Genomic DNA, 13,524 nt, shown 5'->3' on the forward strand with positions numbered 1-13,524 from the left:
GATCCCGACGACCTCTTCGGGGTCTCCAAATGGATCAATCTCTATCACTCCGGGGACTATGTCGGCCGGGCACTCTGGGAACCGGAACCGGACAGGCCGATGCCGTTGGGAGACAACGCGATCCCGGACGAGGTCGACAAGATGGATGTGCTGCTCGGCGCCGGTGCCCATACCCACTACCTCGACGGGGACGACCCGAGGGTGCGCGACATTCTCCGATCCGAGCTGGAGTGAGCTGCTCGGAGCAGCACTGGGAAGGAGCGAGCGGCGGACAAATTGAGTCGTTACGAAGGATTCGATGACATTCGAAGTGGAATTCACGACGGATATCCGGGAGCCCTGGAAAGATCAGAGTCTGCCGATGACCCGTCGCTGGCGTGGGGTCGCCGAGGTCGATGAGGCGATGATCAGGCGGCTGATGCAAGTATGGTGGGAAGAGATCGAGCGGTAGGTCGAGTGGGCTCCGGCGCTCGGCTTGATACGCGCGGTTCTGCCGGTCTCCCGTCGCTTCCATGCCTATCCGGTTAGCTCCCAAGATGGTAGATCCTGGGTAGCGTCACCCGTGCCAAACACGATGATGTGTCCACCCTGCCTCGCAACGCCTTGCACTGATGTGAGTTCTCGCCCGGCACCGCGGTCCCAAACATGTTGCGAGTTTTGATCATCCGCCTGAAGCTTGGCTTGGGAGGCAACCGGATAGGCATGGTCGCTTCTACCGCCCCGAGCTCGCGGTCTACAAGCGGGAGGTCGTCTCAAACTCCAAGCAACTGGACCTGGCCCTAGGGCACCTGGCGCTGCTCCAGAGCATGTACTCCCTGGCGCAGATCGGCGACGGTGCGCCGCCGAGAGAGCGCGAGGATTCGGATTGGTGCCTCGCGGATGTGGCCTGCACCAAAGGTGAGATCAACGGGCCGCCGTTCACGCTTGTCAGATGAAATAGCGGACCTACCACGCAATCTCCCATCAATGATGGCTCCCGCATTGCGCGAGCGGCCTGGCCCAGTCTTCGCGTTGCCGTTTCAGCCCAGTTCGATTTAGTGTCTGCTAAAGGAGCGGTTGCGGCCGATCACTCGCTCCGGCTGAGCGTCCGGACCTGGCCGACAACGACCCTTCAGGACCGCAAGACTGAAAGGCCGCGACTGACCGCTGATGGGGCCATGCTGCCCATGAGCAGTCAAACGGCGGTGTCTGCTTTGAGGCCATACTGCTATCCGGATTTACGACCTGAGGTTCCCCCGAAATTTAGTCTTCCAAGGGTGGCGTAGACTGTCTGTCAAACTGGAGACGATGATGCAGAAGATCCCGAAGCAAGAGTACACCGCCGAGTTCAAGGAACGAGGCGCACACGGCCTTTGCTTCCGTTCATCGGGTTCAGTGAGCCCAGCGTCCACCGATGGGTTTGGTGCCCTGAAAGCCAAATGAAGAGGTGGCGTCATCCGCCGCATCCCAGTGTCCGTTACCGTTGACATCGAGGAACCACCTGCCAGCGCTGGGATAGTAAAGACCGATCGCGTCGACGTCATCACCGTTCCAATCGCCGGTTACCGGGAGAGAGCCTTCCCCGCCGCCAAAGCCGAAGTCGTGTCGGTACCCTCTGTCCAGAAGCCATCGCCGTTGACATCGAGGAACCACCAGCCCGCATGGGGGATAGTAGAGGCCGATCGTGTCGACGCCATCGCCGTTCCAGTCGCCGGCGACCGGCAGAGAACCCTCCCCGCCCCCGAGGCGAAAGATGGCATCGGCACCGCCTGTCCAGAAGCCGTCGCCGCTGACGTCGAGGTACCACCAGCCGGCGCTGGGGTCGTAAACGCCGATAAAGTCGTCCTGCGGCGCGATCTTGACGATGAAGATGTCATGATCAGATGCAGGGGTCGGATAGACGGCGTGGACCGTGGGGAAGTCTTCCGAGTAAGTATCCCCTGTGATATACGCGTTGCCGGAGCTATCCACCGCGATTCCGCCACAACCGCAATCAAAGCGACTACCGCCCAGGTAGGTGGAATAGTCCAGGGCGTTGCCGGCGGCGTTGAGCATCAAGACGAAAGCGTCTGCATCGCCCAATGGGTTTGGATAAGGAGCGTCCACGGTGGGGAAGTCCGAAGAGAACGTGGCCCCGGCCACGTAGGCATTGCCGGCGCCATCCAGAGCGATTCCGTAGCCTGCGTCATCTTCGCGGCCGCCTAGGTAGGTGGAATAGATTATCGAATCGCCCGTGGCGTTGAGCTTGAAGAGGAAGGCATCGTACTTCCCCAGATGGATTGGATAGAGGGCGTTGACGGTGGGAAAGTCCGAGGACTCGGTCAACCCCGTGACATAAGCGTTTCCGGCACCGTCCACCGCAATGCCGTAGACGTCGTCATAGTCACTTCCACCGAGGAAAGTTGAGTAGTGTCCCGCATTGCCCGCGGGGTTGAACTTGAAGAGGAAGACGTCGTAGTTTCCTGTAAGGCTTGGATAGAGCGCGTTGACCGTGGGAAAATCTTCCGAGTGAGTGATCCCAGTTACATAGGCACTACCAGCGAGGTCCACCGCGATGCCCCAACCGGAGTCACCGTCACTTCCGCCCAGATGGGTCGAATAAGCCAACGCATCACCCGCGGCTGTCAGCTTTGTAACGAAGGCGTTTCTCCATCCGGAAAGGTTGGGATCGAAAGCGTTTACCGTGGGGAACTCCCATGAGGAAGTATTCCCTGTTACGTATGCGTTTCCCGCATCGTCCGCCGTGATGGCCGCACCCTCGTCCCACCTGCCGCCTCCCAGGTAAGTCGAGTAGATGACCGAGTCGCCCGCCGCGTTGAGCTTGAAGACGAAGGCGTCGTCCTCGCCGGCGAGTTTCGGATAGAGGGCATTGAATGTTGGGAAGTCTGGCGATCTGGTATGCCCGGTTAGATAGGCGTTGCCCGCACTGTCGATGGCGACGTCCGCGCCGAAGTCAAAGTCGTTGCCGCCGATGTAAGTGGAGAAGACCAGCGTCTCGCCTGTAGCGTTCAACTTGACGAGGAAAACATCGGTAGATCCCGAGCTGTGCGGATATACCGCGTTGACTGCGGGGAAATCTGCCGAAAATGTGTACCCTGTCACATAGGCGTCGCCGGCATCGTCCACTGCGATCTCTTCGCCATATTCCATCCAGTCGCTTCCCCCCAGGTAGGTGGAATAGGCCAGCACCGGGTCGATCACCAGCGGCTCGTTCGGGTCATAGGCCGCCAAGTGGAAGCCGATGCGTGCCGGCGTGTCGGGGACGAATGCCAACTTGCTTGCGCCCGTTACGTCTCCGCCCAACTTTCCGGAATCGGCGCTCAACAACCTGTAACCGCCCGCCACCGGTTTTCGCTCGCCCTCGATCTCCTGGTAGATGCTCGGTGCCTTTTGCACTATCTCGCCGCCGGGGACGGTCAGCACCAAGTCTCCCCGATCGTTGATGCGCAAGCCCTCGGCACCGCGCAGGCTCAGGCGGATCTGTCCCGGATCGGCCCCGGGGGCAACCAAGAAATCGTATTCCAGGTGCTGAGGGTTGCCGTAGAGCACCAGATCAATGCCAGGGTAAAGCTGTGAGACCTTCACCCGACCATAGTGCGGGATGGCGGTACGCCACTTCCCCGGGTCGTTGCCGAGAAGATAATTACTGTGACCGCCCAGAGGCTCGAGGCCGGCGATCCGTGGGGCGACATTGGCCCCCTCGAAGCCGAGGCGCAGTAGAGTCTGCACGGGCGGTTGCGTTTCGACTGCGGTTCGTTGCGCTGCCTCGTTCGCGGAAGCCGAGTCGGGCCGTTTCCGAGCCGCTGCATGCAGCGGAAAATGGCGCTCGCTTTCTCGGCGAGACGCGGGAGTGCCGTCGGGCGTCCCGCGCCGCAAGCTCATCACCAGCTCGCCCTCGGTGAGAAAGAGCCCGTAGCCGGGGCCGCGCGCCAGGAATTTCACCTCCTCCGCGCTCTGGCCCTGGTTGGCCTCGAAATGCAGGGGCAGCCGGCCATAGTTGGCCTTGAGCGTTACTTGATCAGCTGGCCGCGACTTGACTGGCGAGACAAACTGTCGCTGTGTTTGTGTTGCGGAGAGCTCGGTTGTGGTCGCAACCGGCTGAGCGTTGGCTTCGGATGTCGATTTAGCGATCGCGGCCGCACAACCGGCAACCACTAGCAGCGCAGCGGTAAGCGCCACTGCCAACTTGCGAGGCCGTGATTGCCAAGCGAACGAAGAGTGGGGACGGATACTTCCGGTTGATCCGGCGGACGACTGCATCTGATGCTCCTGGCGCTTGATCCTAAGCGCACCGGTGTCCGATCCATTTCACAGGTAGGCCATCAACATCGGCCCCAGCTCGTATTCATAGAGCGCCCGTGAGGCTGGTTTGCGCGAACAGCGTTAAAACAAGCGCAAGACTTGGCGGCTGACTTCTGAAGTATAGCGCCGGGAAGGTCCAGTCGTGGCGATCGTTGCCGTCGCGTTGATCGGTGGGCACGACGTGACGCCCGTCACTACTACGCTCGCATCGTGAATCGATGGATCCAACTCATGGGCACTGATCCGCAAGAGTACGGGGCACACTCGCAACGTCGGCCCGAGGCGACGTTGATGAACCGTCAGACAAGGAATTTGCGCGCCGTCCAGCTGCTCTCGGGGCATCGCAAAATCGAAAACACAGTGCGCTACGTCGGAGTCGAGGTTGACAACGCGCTCGACATTGCCGAGCACATCGAGTGCTGAGGGACACCTCGCCGCTCAGTCACGACTGAGCGGCGCCAGGAGTTCGGCTTGAGACCCTGCTCCCGGAGTCGATCCTCAAATCGGCTCCTTGAGGACCTCTTCCAGGGTCGTGCCGTCCAGGACGCGATCGGCCCAGATCTCGAGCTCGGCCTCGCCCGCCTGCTCGAGGCGTGCCTCGGCCCATGCCGGCAAGGATCCGAAGCGCCGCACCAACAGCCGGCGCAGTAGCTTGGTTTCGCCCTCGGAGATACCCTGCTGCTTCCACTCCTCGGTCCAGGTCTTCACGCGTTCGGCCAACATGGCGCGCATCTCCTGAAGATTGTTGACGTTCGGTAGCTCGGCGCCCGGAACTCGCGCCGGCAGCAGCACGCGCTTGAGCCAGACGACGAAGGCACGGCGCAGACTGTCCTGCTCGGGTGCGGCGAGCCAATCAATCAGACTCGCCAGGACCCGCTCGATATCCTCGGGCCGGCGACTGTTCTCGAGCCGGAACAAGGCCGCGGCGACATTGCGCTGTCCCGCCAGCTCGGTATCGGCAAGCCGCTGCTCGTCGAGCAGCAGATAGCGGATCTGCGGCTGCCATCGGCGCAGCTGCTCGGGTAAGTCCGGCTCGATCAAGTCGTCGAGACTGGTCTTGGCCCACCAGGATTTCTCACCATTGTAGAGGACGATCGGCAGCACGGGAGGCAGCGGGCTTCCAGAGAGGATCTCGCCAGCGGCGGCCAGGTCCTGATACAGCAGTCCGACATAGGTCAACAGCCGCACCGCCATGAGGCGATCGACGCTCGACTGAAACTCCAGCAGCAAATAGACGTAGACCCAGCGCTCGCCCCAGCGCAGCCGCCAGATCATGTCGTCCTCGCGCTCGCGAAGGTCGTGGCTGACGCCGATCTCGCTGACGCGCTGCAGGGTCGTGAAGTCCAATTGCTCGACCCAGTCCTCGTGCACGAAGCCTCGGATCAAGTCCGCGACCAGATCGCGATGCGAGAACAGCAGCTTGTAGGAAGGATCGTGTTCGGCCATCCGGGAGAGCGGGATAATTCCTTCGTTTCGGAAACATACCCCATATTGACCCGCATGACAGCGAGCGCGTTGGGTCGATCCCTCAAGCGCGCCGGCAGGCTCCGCTCGGGGCAGACCGCTGCCGGGCAGGTAGATCCTGATAGCGGGCACCCGCCGTCCGGAGACCGACGTACCGGTCGCGGCCCGATGAAGACATCGGCGCGGCGAACATCTATGGCGGCAATACAACCCGCAGCGGACATTGTGAGAACTTATAAGCGCTCGAAGTTGCTCTGCTCGATGCGTTGGTGAGTGACGAGGATGAAGAAGCCGCCGCAGAGGACATGGGCGCGGCGATCGTCACTCATCGGGGAGTTGCACCCTAATGGTTGGGGTATCCGGTCGCTTGCCGGGTTTGTTGGTGGGCCCGCTTCGATCGCTTCACCCAATTTTGATCCCGTCGAGCCCTTGCGGCAGATCGTTAGCGGATTCAGTGATGTTGCAGGAGTGTCGCGATACCCCTCGTGATACCCGGCGGGAGCATCCTGCGGCCGCCGAGACTCGGGGGAATGGCGACAACCTGTTTCAGCCGGGGTGCGCTCCGCCCCGAGGTCCGGCTTCGGCTCGGCGCGCCGACACGCAGCCGGTCATGTTCGCCGACGACCGATCAGCTGATCCAGAGAGATGCGCCCTGGCCCGCGCGCCATGAGGTACAGCAGGACAGCGGCCCAGACCCCATGGGTCGCATAGGCGCCGGGATAGACCAGGACCTGGATCACCGCGGTCATGACCAATAGGCCCAGCGCGGCAAAGCGCGTGCCCAGGCCCAGCAGCAGCAAGACCGGCAGGACGTGCTCGCCGAGGGCAGCGAGCACGGCGCCCAGCTCCGGGGAGACCAGGGGCAGACGATACTCATGTTCAAACAGCGCCACCGCGGAGTCCGAGAGTCGCGGCCAACCAAGCTGGACGCTACCCTCGACGAGATCGACGGCGAAGCCCTCGATCTTTGTCTGGCCCGACTTCCAGAATACCGCGGCGATGGAAAATCGCCCGAGCAGCGCAATCAGGTCTTCCGGGATGCGAGCCATGGCCCGGTTGCCGGCGCTGATCAGCGTGGTCGGAGAGAGACGAGAGGCGCTGCGGTGGGTGGGTTGGCCGGTGAGCGTCGTGTTCATGTTGTCGATTCTCCAAAGGATTGCCAGGCAGCGATGCCGCCGTGATGGATCAAAAGGACGATTGCTCGAGTCAGGTCAAAATCCGGGCCCGCGGCCGCGGCGATCTCGGCGGCCTCGCCAAGCGGCGCCCCCGCCGCAAGCGCCGCGAAGAAGTGGCCGATCGCCGGCGACAGCGGCAAGACCAGCACCTCGTCGCCGTCGCGCAGCACCAACGCCGACTCCGCTCGGCGAAGGTCCACGTCCTCGATGCGGCCTTCGCCCTGATGCGCTGCCCATAGGGAGACGATGGCATGCTCGGAGACGAGCAGGGTGCAGGATGGATGCAGCGCCAGGCGGGCCGCCGGCAGCCGTTGCGGATCGGCGAGATGGCAGGCGAGGTCCTGCGCCGTCGGCGCGCGGACATCGGCGGCGTGATAGGCCTTCACGCGTGCCCGTTCCAACCGCGCCAGGTCCGGCAGGTAGGGAAGCCCCCGTGCGGGCGGGAAGGCCGCGATAAAGTCCGGCAACGCGTCGCCGTAGTCGCTCAGGATCGGCGAGACGGGTAAGTGCTCGGCGACGAAGCAGCATGCCATGGCCGCGAAGAAGCGCTCGCCCACCAGCGCGCGGGTGACCGGAAACCCGTCCGCCAGTGCCTCGGTCAGGGACACCACGACGTTGTTGCGGTAGACGTCGAAACGCACCGACGGATTTGAGCCGTTCCAGGTGATCAACCCCGGCGGCAGGGGGCGCTCCGGGGCCGGCAAGGCGTCGGCAAATCCCGCTTGAATCGGGTCGTGCGTGATCATTACGCGGCCTCCGCCCATGCGGCAGCGTCGAGCAATGCCGAGCGGGCACGCTCCGCCTCCGCGACCACGATCGCCAGCGGCGGGATCGCCTGGTCGCGCTCGATGAGGGTGGGCCGCGGACCGAGATGCCGCAGCGTGCGTCGATAGAGCTCCCAGACCGCTTCGGCGACCGGCGCGCCGTGGGTGTCGATGAGGAGTCGATCGCCGGCGCCGTCGCGATCCTCGGCGAAACCGGCCAGATGGATCTCGCCGACGGCGGCGGGCGGCAGCGCGGCGATCAGATCCCAAGGGTCGCGGCCATGGTTCACGGCGCTGATATAGGCGTTGTTCACGTCCAGCAGCAGACCGCAGCCGGTCCGCGCCGCCACCTCGGCCAGGAAGCGGCCCTCGTCCATGGTCGACGCGGCGAACTCGACATAGGTGACGGGGTTCTCCAGCAGCAGGCGTCGACCGAGACGTTCCTGCACCGCGTCGATATGGTCGCAAACGCGCGCCAGGGTTGCGGGGTTGTAGGGCAGCGGCAACAGGTCGTTATAGAATGCGCCGCCGTGGCTGGACCAGGCGAGGTGCTCCGAGAACCAGGCCGGCTCGAAGCGCTGCAACAGAGCGGCCAGGCGATTCAGGTGGTCTCGATCGAGGGGGTCCGCGCCGCCGATGGATAACCCTACACCGTGGATCGACAGCGCAAAACGGTCGCGGACTCGGGTCAGCTGCCGGAGTGCGGGCCCGCCGGCCACCATGTAGTTCTCGGCGTGCACCTCGAAGAAATCCAACGCGGGTTCGTACTCGATGACGTCCGGCACATGCTCGGCTTTGAGGCCGATGCCGACGGCGGTCGTCGCGGGAGAAATGGTCGTCACGGGCGTTCCTCGTGGCGAGGGCCGGCGCCGGGGCCGGCCCCGGGGTTTCTTTACATGGCCTTGAAGGCGGCGAGCTGGCCCTGGCCGGTCGGCGACGTCGGCGAGGCCGTCTTCTCGCAGGTGCCGGCGGGGACGTACTTCCAGGCGTTGCCCTGATAGTCCACCTTCGAGGTACCGGCACAACTGGTGCCGGGGCCGGCGGCGCAGTCGTTCTTGCCCTTGAGCGCGATGCCGTAACACTTCTCCTTGGCGGCCCCTTCGCCGGCGACGGCGGTGTTGCCGAGGGTCAACGCGGCCCCCAAGGCCAGGGCGATTGCGGCGGCGGTGGTGGTCTGGATGGCACGGGATTGAGTCATGATGATTGCTCCGATAGAACATACAGTGAGAGGTTGATGTGAGAACCGGACGATCAGCACGGTGGCGGAGTCCATTCGAATCGAATGGCCTATGCCGGCTGACCTTGACCTTGCGTCCTCGATGTTCCAGTCGCCCGGGTGCCGCTTTCGGTTACATCCGAGGGATACATTTTTTTTGCAGGGTCGATTTGCGGCGCGCTGTAACCTTTCATGCCCGAGCAACGACTGGATCGATAGCGATGGCGATGCGATGACCACACACACACCGCCCATGGACGATTTCGAGGCCAAGCTGCATCCACTGTGGGTCCGGGCGCAGGCCGGAGACGAAGCCGCCTATCGAGAGGCCCTGAGCTGCCTTGCCGAGCGCCTACGGGGCTTCTTGAGGCGGCGCATGCAGTCGCTGCCCGATGAGCTGGAGGACTTGGTGCAGGAGACGCTGCTCGCCATCCACCTGCAACGCGGCACCTATGACGCGGCCGTCCCCGTCAGCCGCTGGGCGCTGGCCATCGCACGCCACAAGCTGATCGACCTGTGGCGCCGCCGCGGTCGCCGCGAGGCCTTGCACGAACCCTTCGATGAGCTGGCAGAACGCGATCAGCCCACGGTGCATGAGGAGCCGACGGCGCAGCGAGACCTGACGACGCTGCTGGCCGAGTTGCCGCAGGCACAGCAACACGCGATTGCCCTGATCAAGCTGGAAGGGTTGTCCATCGCGGAGGCGTCACAACGAACCGGCGTCTCCGCCTCGGCCCTGAAGGTCCAGGTTCACCGAGGCATCAAACGGCTAGCCGAGCTGGTGCGCCGGACCGGGTAAGAAAGAGAGGGTGAGGAAGACAGCATGAAGACCAACGAATTGATCGATTTCCTGGCCACCGGCGCTGGTCCGGCCCCGCGCTGGGTCGAGGCGCGCCGGTTGCTGCCGATGATGGCGCTGGGCGTCGTCGCGAGCGCGGCAGGCGCGTTGGCGATCTTCGGCCCGATCCCGGCTGAGCTCTTCGCGACCCCGGCGCCCTGGATCAAGTTTGCCTACGCCGGTGGCTTGGCGGCGGCGGCGGCTTGGCTCGCCGCGCGGCTGGGTCGGCCGGTGCCGCGCACCCGTGCGCCGCTGCGCGCCCTGCTGCTGGTGTTGATGGCCATGGGGCTGCTGGCTCTGGGGGCCTTATTGGTTACCCCGGCGGGAGAGCGTCTGGCGTTCGTCCTTGGCCACTCCTGGTCGCGCTGCCCCGTCAACGTGCTCGCCCTGTCGCTGCCGGCCCTGGCCGGTGCGCTCTGGGCCTTGCGCGGGTTGGCGCCCACACGACCGAGGGCCGCCGGCCTGGCGGCTGGGCTGCTGGCCGGCGCTCTGGGCGCACTCGGCTACAGCCTCGCCTGCACCGAGCTGTCGCCGGCCTTCGTCGCCGTTTGGTACAGCCTCGGTATCGGTCTGTCGGGCACCCTCGGTGCCGCCCTCGGACCCCGGGTGCTGCGTTGGTAGTCGTCGAACGGTCAAAGACTGTCGCGCTACACCGAGGAGTCCAGATCAACCGTCGCTGAGTGCAAGAGCACGGCTTGCAACGCGAGGTTGGGGAGTGCCCGGGTGGCGTGCAAGGATCAACGGGAGGCATCACGGACCTGGTTGGCGATCCCGACGCGGTTCGGGAACATTGACACGGGATTAGACATGACGTTACCTAAGTCCCCCTTCGAATCCTGCCAGCCCGCTGCGAGCGCTTATGAAAGTCTTAGGCATATCCGGATCCCCGATCAACAACAGCAATACGGATCGCGCGGTCTTGGCCGTGTTGGAGGCGACCGGTGTCGCGGATACGGAGTTCCTCAAGCTCTCCGACTACAGACTCGATCCCTGTCGCGCCTGTCTCGGCTGCGCCAACACCAACCGCTGCGTGCTGGACGACGACGGCAATCTCTTGGCAGGGAAGGTGCGTGACGCTGCGGCCCTCGTGGTTGGCGGTTTTACGCCCTATTCCTCGTTGGATGCACGAACGGTCACCTTCCTTGAGCGGCTCTATCCCCTGCGCCATCGTAAGGGCTTGATGTCGGGCAAACCCGGCGCGGCTGTGATCACGACATGCGTACCCGAAGCCGATCATCCGATGCTTCCCCCTGCCGGCGACATGGGTGTCAATGCAATCCGCTTCTACATGATGGAAGAAGGGATGGAGTTTCTCGGCGCCGTCAAGATCTCGGGCAATGTGCCCTGTATGAAGTGTGGTCGCGGTGACACCTGTAAGACGTCCGGAGTCAAAATGCTCTACGGTGCCGACGCAACGACGGAATCGGTGGGGATTCATGTCTTGGAGGATCAGCTGGATATTTTTGAGCAAGCACGCGCACTCGGTCGCGAGATCGGGGCCAAGTTGAAAGCAGACTGAGGGAAGGGATACGGATAAGAGAACCAAGCACCCGTGGGAGACCGGGGCAAGCAGAATCCGAGCGTCTTTCGAGGGAGCATGCCGCCTCTCACGGGAGACGGCGACGACAGGCGATGCGTCCTGATTTACAACCCCTTTAGGGCCGCGACGATCGCCTCCGGCTCTACCCGCCGACGGTAGTCCGTATCCGCGAAGGCGAAGCGCACCACGCCATCGCGGTCGATCACATAGGTGGCCGGAACCGGCAGCACCTCGCGTTCGGCACCATTGTAAGCCGCCAACTCCAGGTCAAAGTTGCGCCGATAGACGTCGCTCAGCGCCGCGGGCACTTCGAAGTAGAGTCCGTAGGCGCGCATGACCGTAGCGTCCAGATCGCTCAGGATCGGGAACGGGAAGCCGTCCCTCGTGACCTGCTCCAAGGATTTGTCCGGCGTCTGCGGGGTGACTGCCACCAACTGACCGCCCGCGGCCTCGATGGCCGGGAGGCTCTGGCTCAAACCGCGCAGTTGCAAGTTGCAGTAGGGGCACCAGGCGCCCCGATAGAATGTCAGCACCACCGGTCCGTTTACGAGCAGTCCGGCTAGGGTAACGGTCTCGCCGCGGGCATCGGTCAGGCTGAAGCCGGGGGCCTGCTCGCCCACGGCGAGCCCAGGGCTCGGCATGGATACGGCCAAGTCTGCCTCGGCCTGATCCATCACCGCTCTGTCCTCGGGGCTGACCTTCGGCCCCGTGCCGGCGGCGCGCTCGGCCTGGAATGCATCCAGGGCCTGCTGATAGCTGGGCAGGCTCGTGTCGTCGGCCGCTGCCGCGCCTCCCGCCAGCATCAGCAAACAGGCGGCGCTTGCGAGACGGGTGCGGGGGCGTGTGCTGGTCTGTGTGGGCATAGCGTAAGGGCTCCGGTCGGGATTGTGGAAGGTCGGGCATCGCAGGGAGTTTGCTTTGCCGGCTGCGAAAAGGCGGTATCGGCATGCCGATACCGCCTTTATCGATTTCGATAAAAACGCACCGTTTGCGTAGATCACTATCCGACAAACGCTAATCAGGAGCATCGGTGTGGGCGGTGTTGCCGCGGACGAAGCGCGCCGCTACCGACAGTGTCTGTAAGCGCTGGCCCGAAAGGCTTCACAGCAAGACTATTAGCGGGTCCGCTCAACCTTGACGAGTGCGACCGGATTGCGCCAATCGTAGACCGCAGCGCTAAGATCAGCGCTGTCGTGCATGCCGTTGTGGACATAGACATAGCCTTCCGCGTTGACCGTCTCGCGCGCGTTTCCACTATCGCCCGGACAGGCCGGACCGGGGATAAAGGCGCAGTCTTCATTGTTGGCTTCGCTGCCGGCATCGTATGCCAGGGCTCGGTAGACGACACTGCTACGGCGGGTCTTGGGCAGGGGTTCGGAGTCGATCGCAAGAAAGGCATCGTTGGTGTTCACCAGCATGCTGACAACGCTCAACACATCGAATCCGGGATTGCTGCTGATCTGAAACGCGACCGTTTCCCCCGGCGGGATAGGTGCGGACGTCGCCTGTGCATCGGCAACCCCAGGCAGGGTCGACGCCAAGGCCGCAAGATCTTGCCCGACTCCGTCTTCCGCAACTAACGCCAGTTCGTCGGACGCCGCGTCGCCGAGCGTAAACCTAAGTTTAACACCCCACCCCAAGCTCCCTTTCCTTTCATTGGCTTACGCCGAACGAAGTGGGCGAGTGGCACTACAAACATGCCATTCTTCGGGATGAGGGATCAAACAATCATTTTATGCACACCTCCCGGGGTGGGGTCGCTGCCGAGGGCCCGGATGATCGCCAGCTGCGCCGGTTCCGGTTGGGTGGCCTTGCGCACATGCAGGGCACGCCCGTCGGGACGGCGGAAGGTGGCGGTCACCCGGCATTGGCCGGCGAGGATCGCACGCAGACTGGACCACCGGTCGGTGATGCCGTGCGCCTGCAGGCGCCGGCGGATGACCTGGACGAACTGATAGGCCAGCACGGTGATGAACAGGTGTCCCTCGGCGCGTTCCGCCGTCTGATGGTAAACCGGACGCAGACCCAACTCCGATTTTAAGGAGCGGAACACCGCCTCCAGGTCGGTGAGCATGACGTAGGTGCGCCACAGCTGCTCCGACTCCCAGGTCAGCTCGTTGGTGCGCAGGCAATAGACCCCGGGGTGCGTGACCAAGGTGCCGTCGACCGGTCGGCGTTCCCAGCGGATGGCTTGGGCGTTGACCCCGCCGGCATCCGGCTCGACGGTGATGCTGTAGTGCTGCGCA

General features: G+C 63.7%; 14 protein-coding genes and 1 pseudogene. 6 read left to right on the forward strand and 9 right to left on the reverse strand.

The window, feature by feature from the left end; translation table 11 throughout:
- Together THIMADRAFT_RS27275 and THIMADRAFT_RS27280 are read left to right on the forward strand one after the other, a co-directional pair.
- A partial coding sequence (locus THIMADRAFT_RS27275; RefSeq protein WP_007195694.1) for a hypothetical protein occupies nucleotides 1–234 on the forward strand: 234 nt, incomplete at its 5' end.
- Nucleotides 235–298: 64 nt separating this feature from the next.
- Entirely contained in the window at nucleotides 299–451 is a 153-nt protein-coding gene (locus tag THIMADRAFT_RS27280) for a hypothetical protein (protein ID WP_007192475.1), read from the forward strand.
- A gap of 920 nt (nucleotides 452–1,371) precedes the next feature.
- Here THIMADRAFT_RS27280 and THIMADRAFT_RS25155 read toward each other — a convergent pair.
- The gene (locus THIMADRAFT_RS25155) at nucleotides 1,372–4,239 is read right to left on the reverse strand and encodes a DUF7948 domain-containing protein (protein WP_007195695.1); all 2,868 of its coding nucleotides are present in this window, start codon (nucleotides 4,237–4,239) and stop codon (nucleotides 1,372–1,374) included.
- Between the two features lie 162 nt (nucleotides 4,240–4,401).
- On the opposite strand from THIMADRAFT_RS25155, the gene THIMADRAFT_RS28325 reads away from it, so the two are divergent.
- Nucleotides 4,402–4,704: a tyrosine-type recombinase/integrase gene (locus THIMADRAFT_RS28325; RefSeq protein WP_083829384.1), complete on the forward strand. Its 303-nt coding sequence runs from the start codon at nucleotides 4,402–4,404 to the stop codon at nucleotides 4,702–4,704.
- 75 nt (nucleotides 4,705–4,779) lie between these two features.
- Here THIMADRAFT_RS28325 and THIMADRAFT_RS23795 read toward each other — a convergent pair whose 3' ends face one another.
- The 5 genes from THIMADRAFT_RS23795 to THIMADRAFT_RS23815 form a co-directional block, all read right to left on the reverse strand.
- On the reverse strand, nucleotides 4,780–5,727 hold the full coding sequence (locus THIMADRAFT_RS23795) for an Rpn family recombination-promoting nuclease/putative transposase (RefSeq protein WP_007195697.1): 948 nt from the start codon (nucleotides 5,725–5,727) through the stop codon (nucleotides 4,780–4,782).
- 626 nt (nucleotides 5,728–6,353) lie between these two features.
- Nucleotides 6,354–6,881, reverse strand: coding sequence for a DoxX family protein (locus THIMADRAFT_RS23800; protein WP_007195698.1), 528 nt, complete (start codon nucleotides 6,879–6,881; stop codon nucleotides 6,354–6,356).
- Nucleotides 6,878–7,666, reverse strand: coding sequence for an HvfC/BufC N-terminal domain-containing protein (locus THIMADRAFT_RS23805; protein WP_007195699.1), 789 nt, complete (start codon nucleotides 7,664–7,666; stop codon nucleotides 6,878–6,880). The genes THIMADRAFT_RS23800 and THIMADRAFT_RS23805 overlap by 4 nt, the downstream gene beginning before the upstream one ends.
- Nucleotides 7,666–8,526 carry an MNIO family bufferin maturase gene (bufB, locus tag THIMADRAFT_RS23810; RefSeq protein ID WP_007195700.1) on the reverse strand — a complete coding sequence of 287 codons (861 nt, stop codon included), beginning with the start codon at nucleotides 8,524–8,526 and terminating at the stop codon, nucleotides 7,666–7,668. The genes THIMADRAFT_RS23805 and bufB overlap by 1 nt, the downstream gene beginning before the upstream one ends.
- 50 nt (nucleotides 8,527–8,576) lie before the next feature.
- The gene (locus THIMADRAFT_RS23815; protein ID WP_007195701.1) at nucleotides 8,577–8,882 is read right to left on the reverse strand and encodes a BufA1 family periplasmic bufferin-type metallophore; all 306 of its coding nucleotides are present in this window, start codon (nucleotides 8,880–8,882) and stop codon (nucleotides 8,577–8,579) included.
- Nucleotides 8,883–9,132: 250 nt separating this feature from the next.
- Here THIMADRAFT_RS23815 and THIMADRAFT_RS23820 point away from each other — a divergent pair, with 250 nt between their 5' ends.
- From THIMADRAFT_RS23820 to THIMADRAFT_RS23830, 3 genes are all read left to right on the forward strand, one after another.
- Nucleotides 9,133–9,699, forward strand: a complete 567-nt coding sequence (locus tag THIMADRAFT_RS23820; protein ID WP_007195702.1) for a sigma-70 family RNA polymerase sigma factor — start codon at nucleotides 9,133–9,135, stop codon at nucleotides 9,697–9,699.
- Between the two features lie 24 nt (nucleotides 9,700–9,723).
- Complete coding sequence (locus THIMADRAFT_RS23825) at nucleotides 9,724–10,359, forward strand: DUF1109 domain-containing protein (RefSeq protein WP_007195703.1); 636 nt, start codon at nucleotides 9,724–9,726, stop codon at nucleotides 10,357–10,359.
- 238 nt (nucleotides 10,360–10,597) lie between these two features.
- On the forward strand, nucleotides 10,598–11,257 hold the full coding sequence (locus THIMADRAFT_RS23830; RefSeq protein WP_007195704.1) for a flavodoxin family protein: 660 nt from the start codon (nucleotides 10,598–10,600) through the stop codon (nucleotides 11,255–11,257).
- A 125-nt stretch (nucleotides 11,258–11,382) separates the two neighbouring features.
- On the opposite strand, the gene THIMADRAFT_RS23835 is transcribed toward THIMADRAFT_RS23830, so the two are convergent.
- From THIMADRAFT_RS23835 to THIMADRAFT_RS25165, 3 genes and pseudogenes are all read right to left on the reverse strand, one after another.
- Entirely contained in the window at nucleotides 11,383–12,141 is a 759-nt protein-coding gene (locus tag THIMADRAFT_RS23835) for a peroxiredoxin-like family protein (protein ID WP_007195705.1), read from the reverse strand.
- A 252-nt stretch (nucleotides 12,142–12,393) separates the two neighbouring features.
- A complete protein-coding gene (locus tag THIMADRAFT_RS25160) occupies nucleotides 12,394–12,918 on the reverse strand; it encodes a spondin domain-containing protein (protein ID WP_007195706.1) in 525 nt (174 codons plus the stop codon).
- 80 nt (nucleotides 12,919–12,998) lie between these two features.
- Nucleotides 12,999–13,524, reverse strand: a pseudogene (locus THIMADRAFT_RS25165) (IS1634 family transposase); the annotation flags it as partial.

It is taken from the genome of Thiocapsa marina 5811, assembly GCF_000223985.1.
Lineage (GTDB): Bacteria > Pseudomonadota > Gammaproteobacteria > Chromatiales > Chromatiaceae > Thiocapsa > Thiocapsa marina.

Coding starts and splice junctions, on each gene's coding strand:
- THIMADRAFT_RS27280 (WP_007192475.1), top strand. CDS start 299: ATGACATTCGAAGTGGAATTCACGACGGATATCCGGGAGCCCTGGAAA.
- THIMADRAFT_RS25155 (WP_007195695.1), bottom strand. CDS start 4,239: ATGCAGTCGTCCGCCGGATCAACCGGAAGTATCCGTCCCCACTCTTCG.
- THIMADRAFT_RS23795 (WP_007195697.1), bottom strand. CDS start 5,727: ATGGCCGAACACGATCCTTCCTACAAGCTGCTGTTCTCGCATCGCGAT.
- THIMADRAFT_RS23800 (WP_007195698.1), bottom strand. CDS start 6,881: ATGAACACGACGCTCACCGGCCAACCCACCCACCGCAGCGCCTCTCGT.
- THIMADRAFT_RS23805 (WP_007195699.1), bottom strand. CDS start 7,666: ATGATCACGCACGACCCGATTCAAGCGGGATTTGCCGACGCCTTGCCG.
- THIMADRAFT_RS23815 (WP_007195701.1), bottom strand. CDS start 8,882: ATGACTCAATCCCGTGCCATCCAGACCACCACCGCCGCCGCAATCGCC.
- THIMADRAFT_RS23820 (WP_007195702.1), top strand. CDS start 9,133: ATGACCACACACACACCGCCCATGGACGATTTCGAGGCCAAGCTGCAT.
- THIMADRAFT_RS23825 (WP_007195703.1), top strand. CDS start 9,724: ATGAAGACCAACGAATTGATCGATTTCCTGGCCACCGGCGCTGGTCCG.
- THIMADRAFT_RS23830 (WP_007195704.1), top strand. CDS start 10,598: ATGAAAGTCTTAGGCATATCCGGATCCCCGATCAACAACAGCAATACG.
- THIMADRAFT_RS23835 (WP_007195705.1), bottom strand. CDS start 12,141: ATGCCCACACAGACCAGCACACGCCCCCGCACCCGTCTCGCAAGCGCC.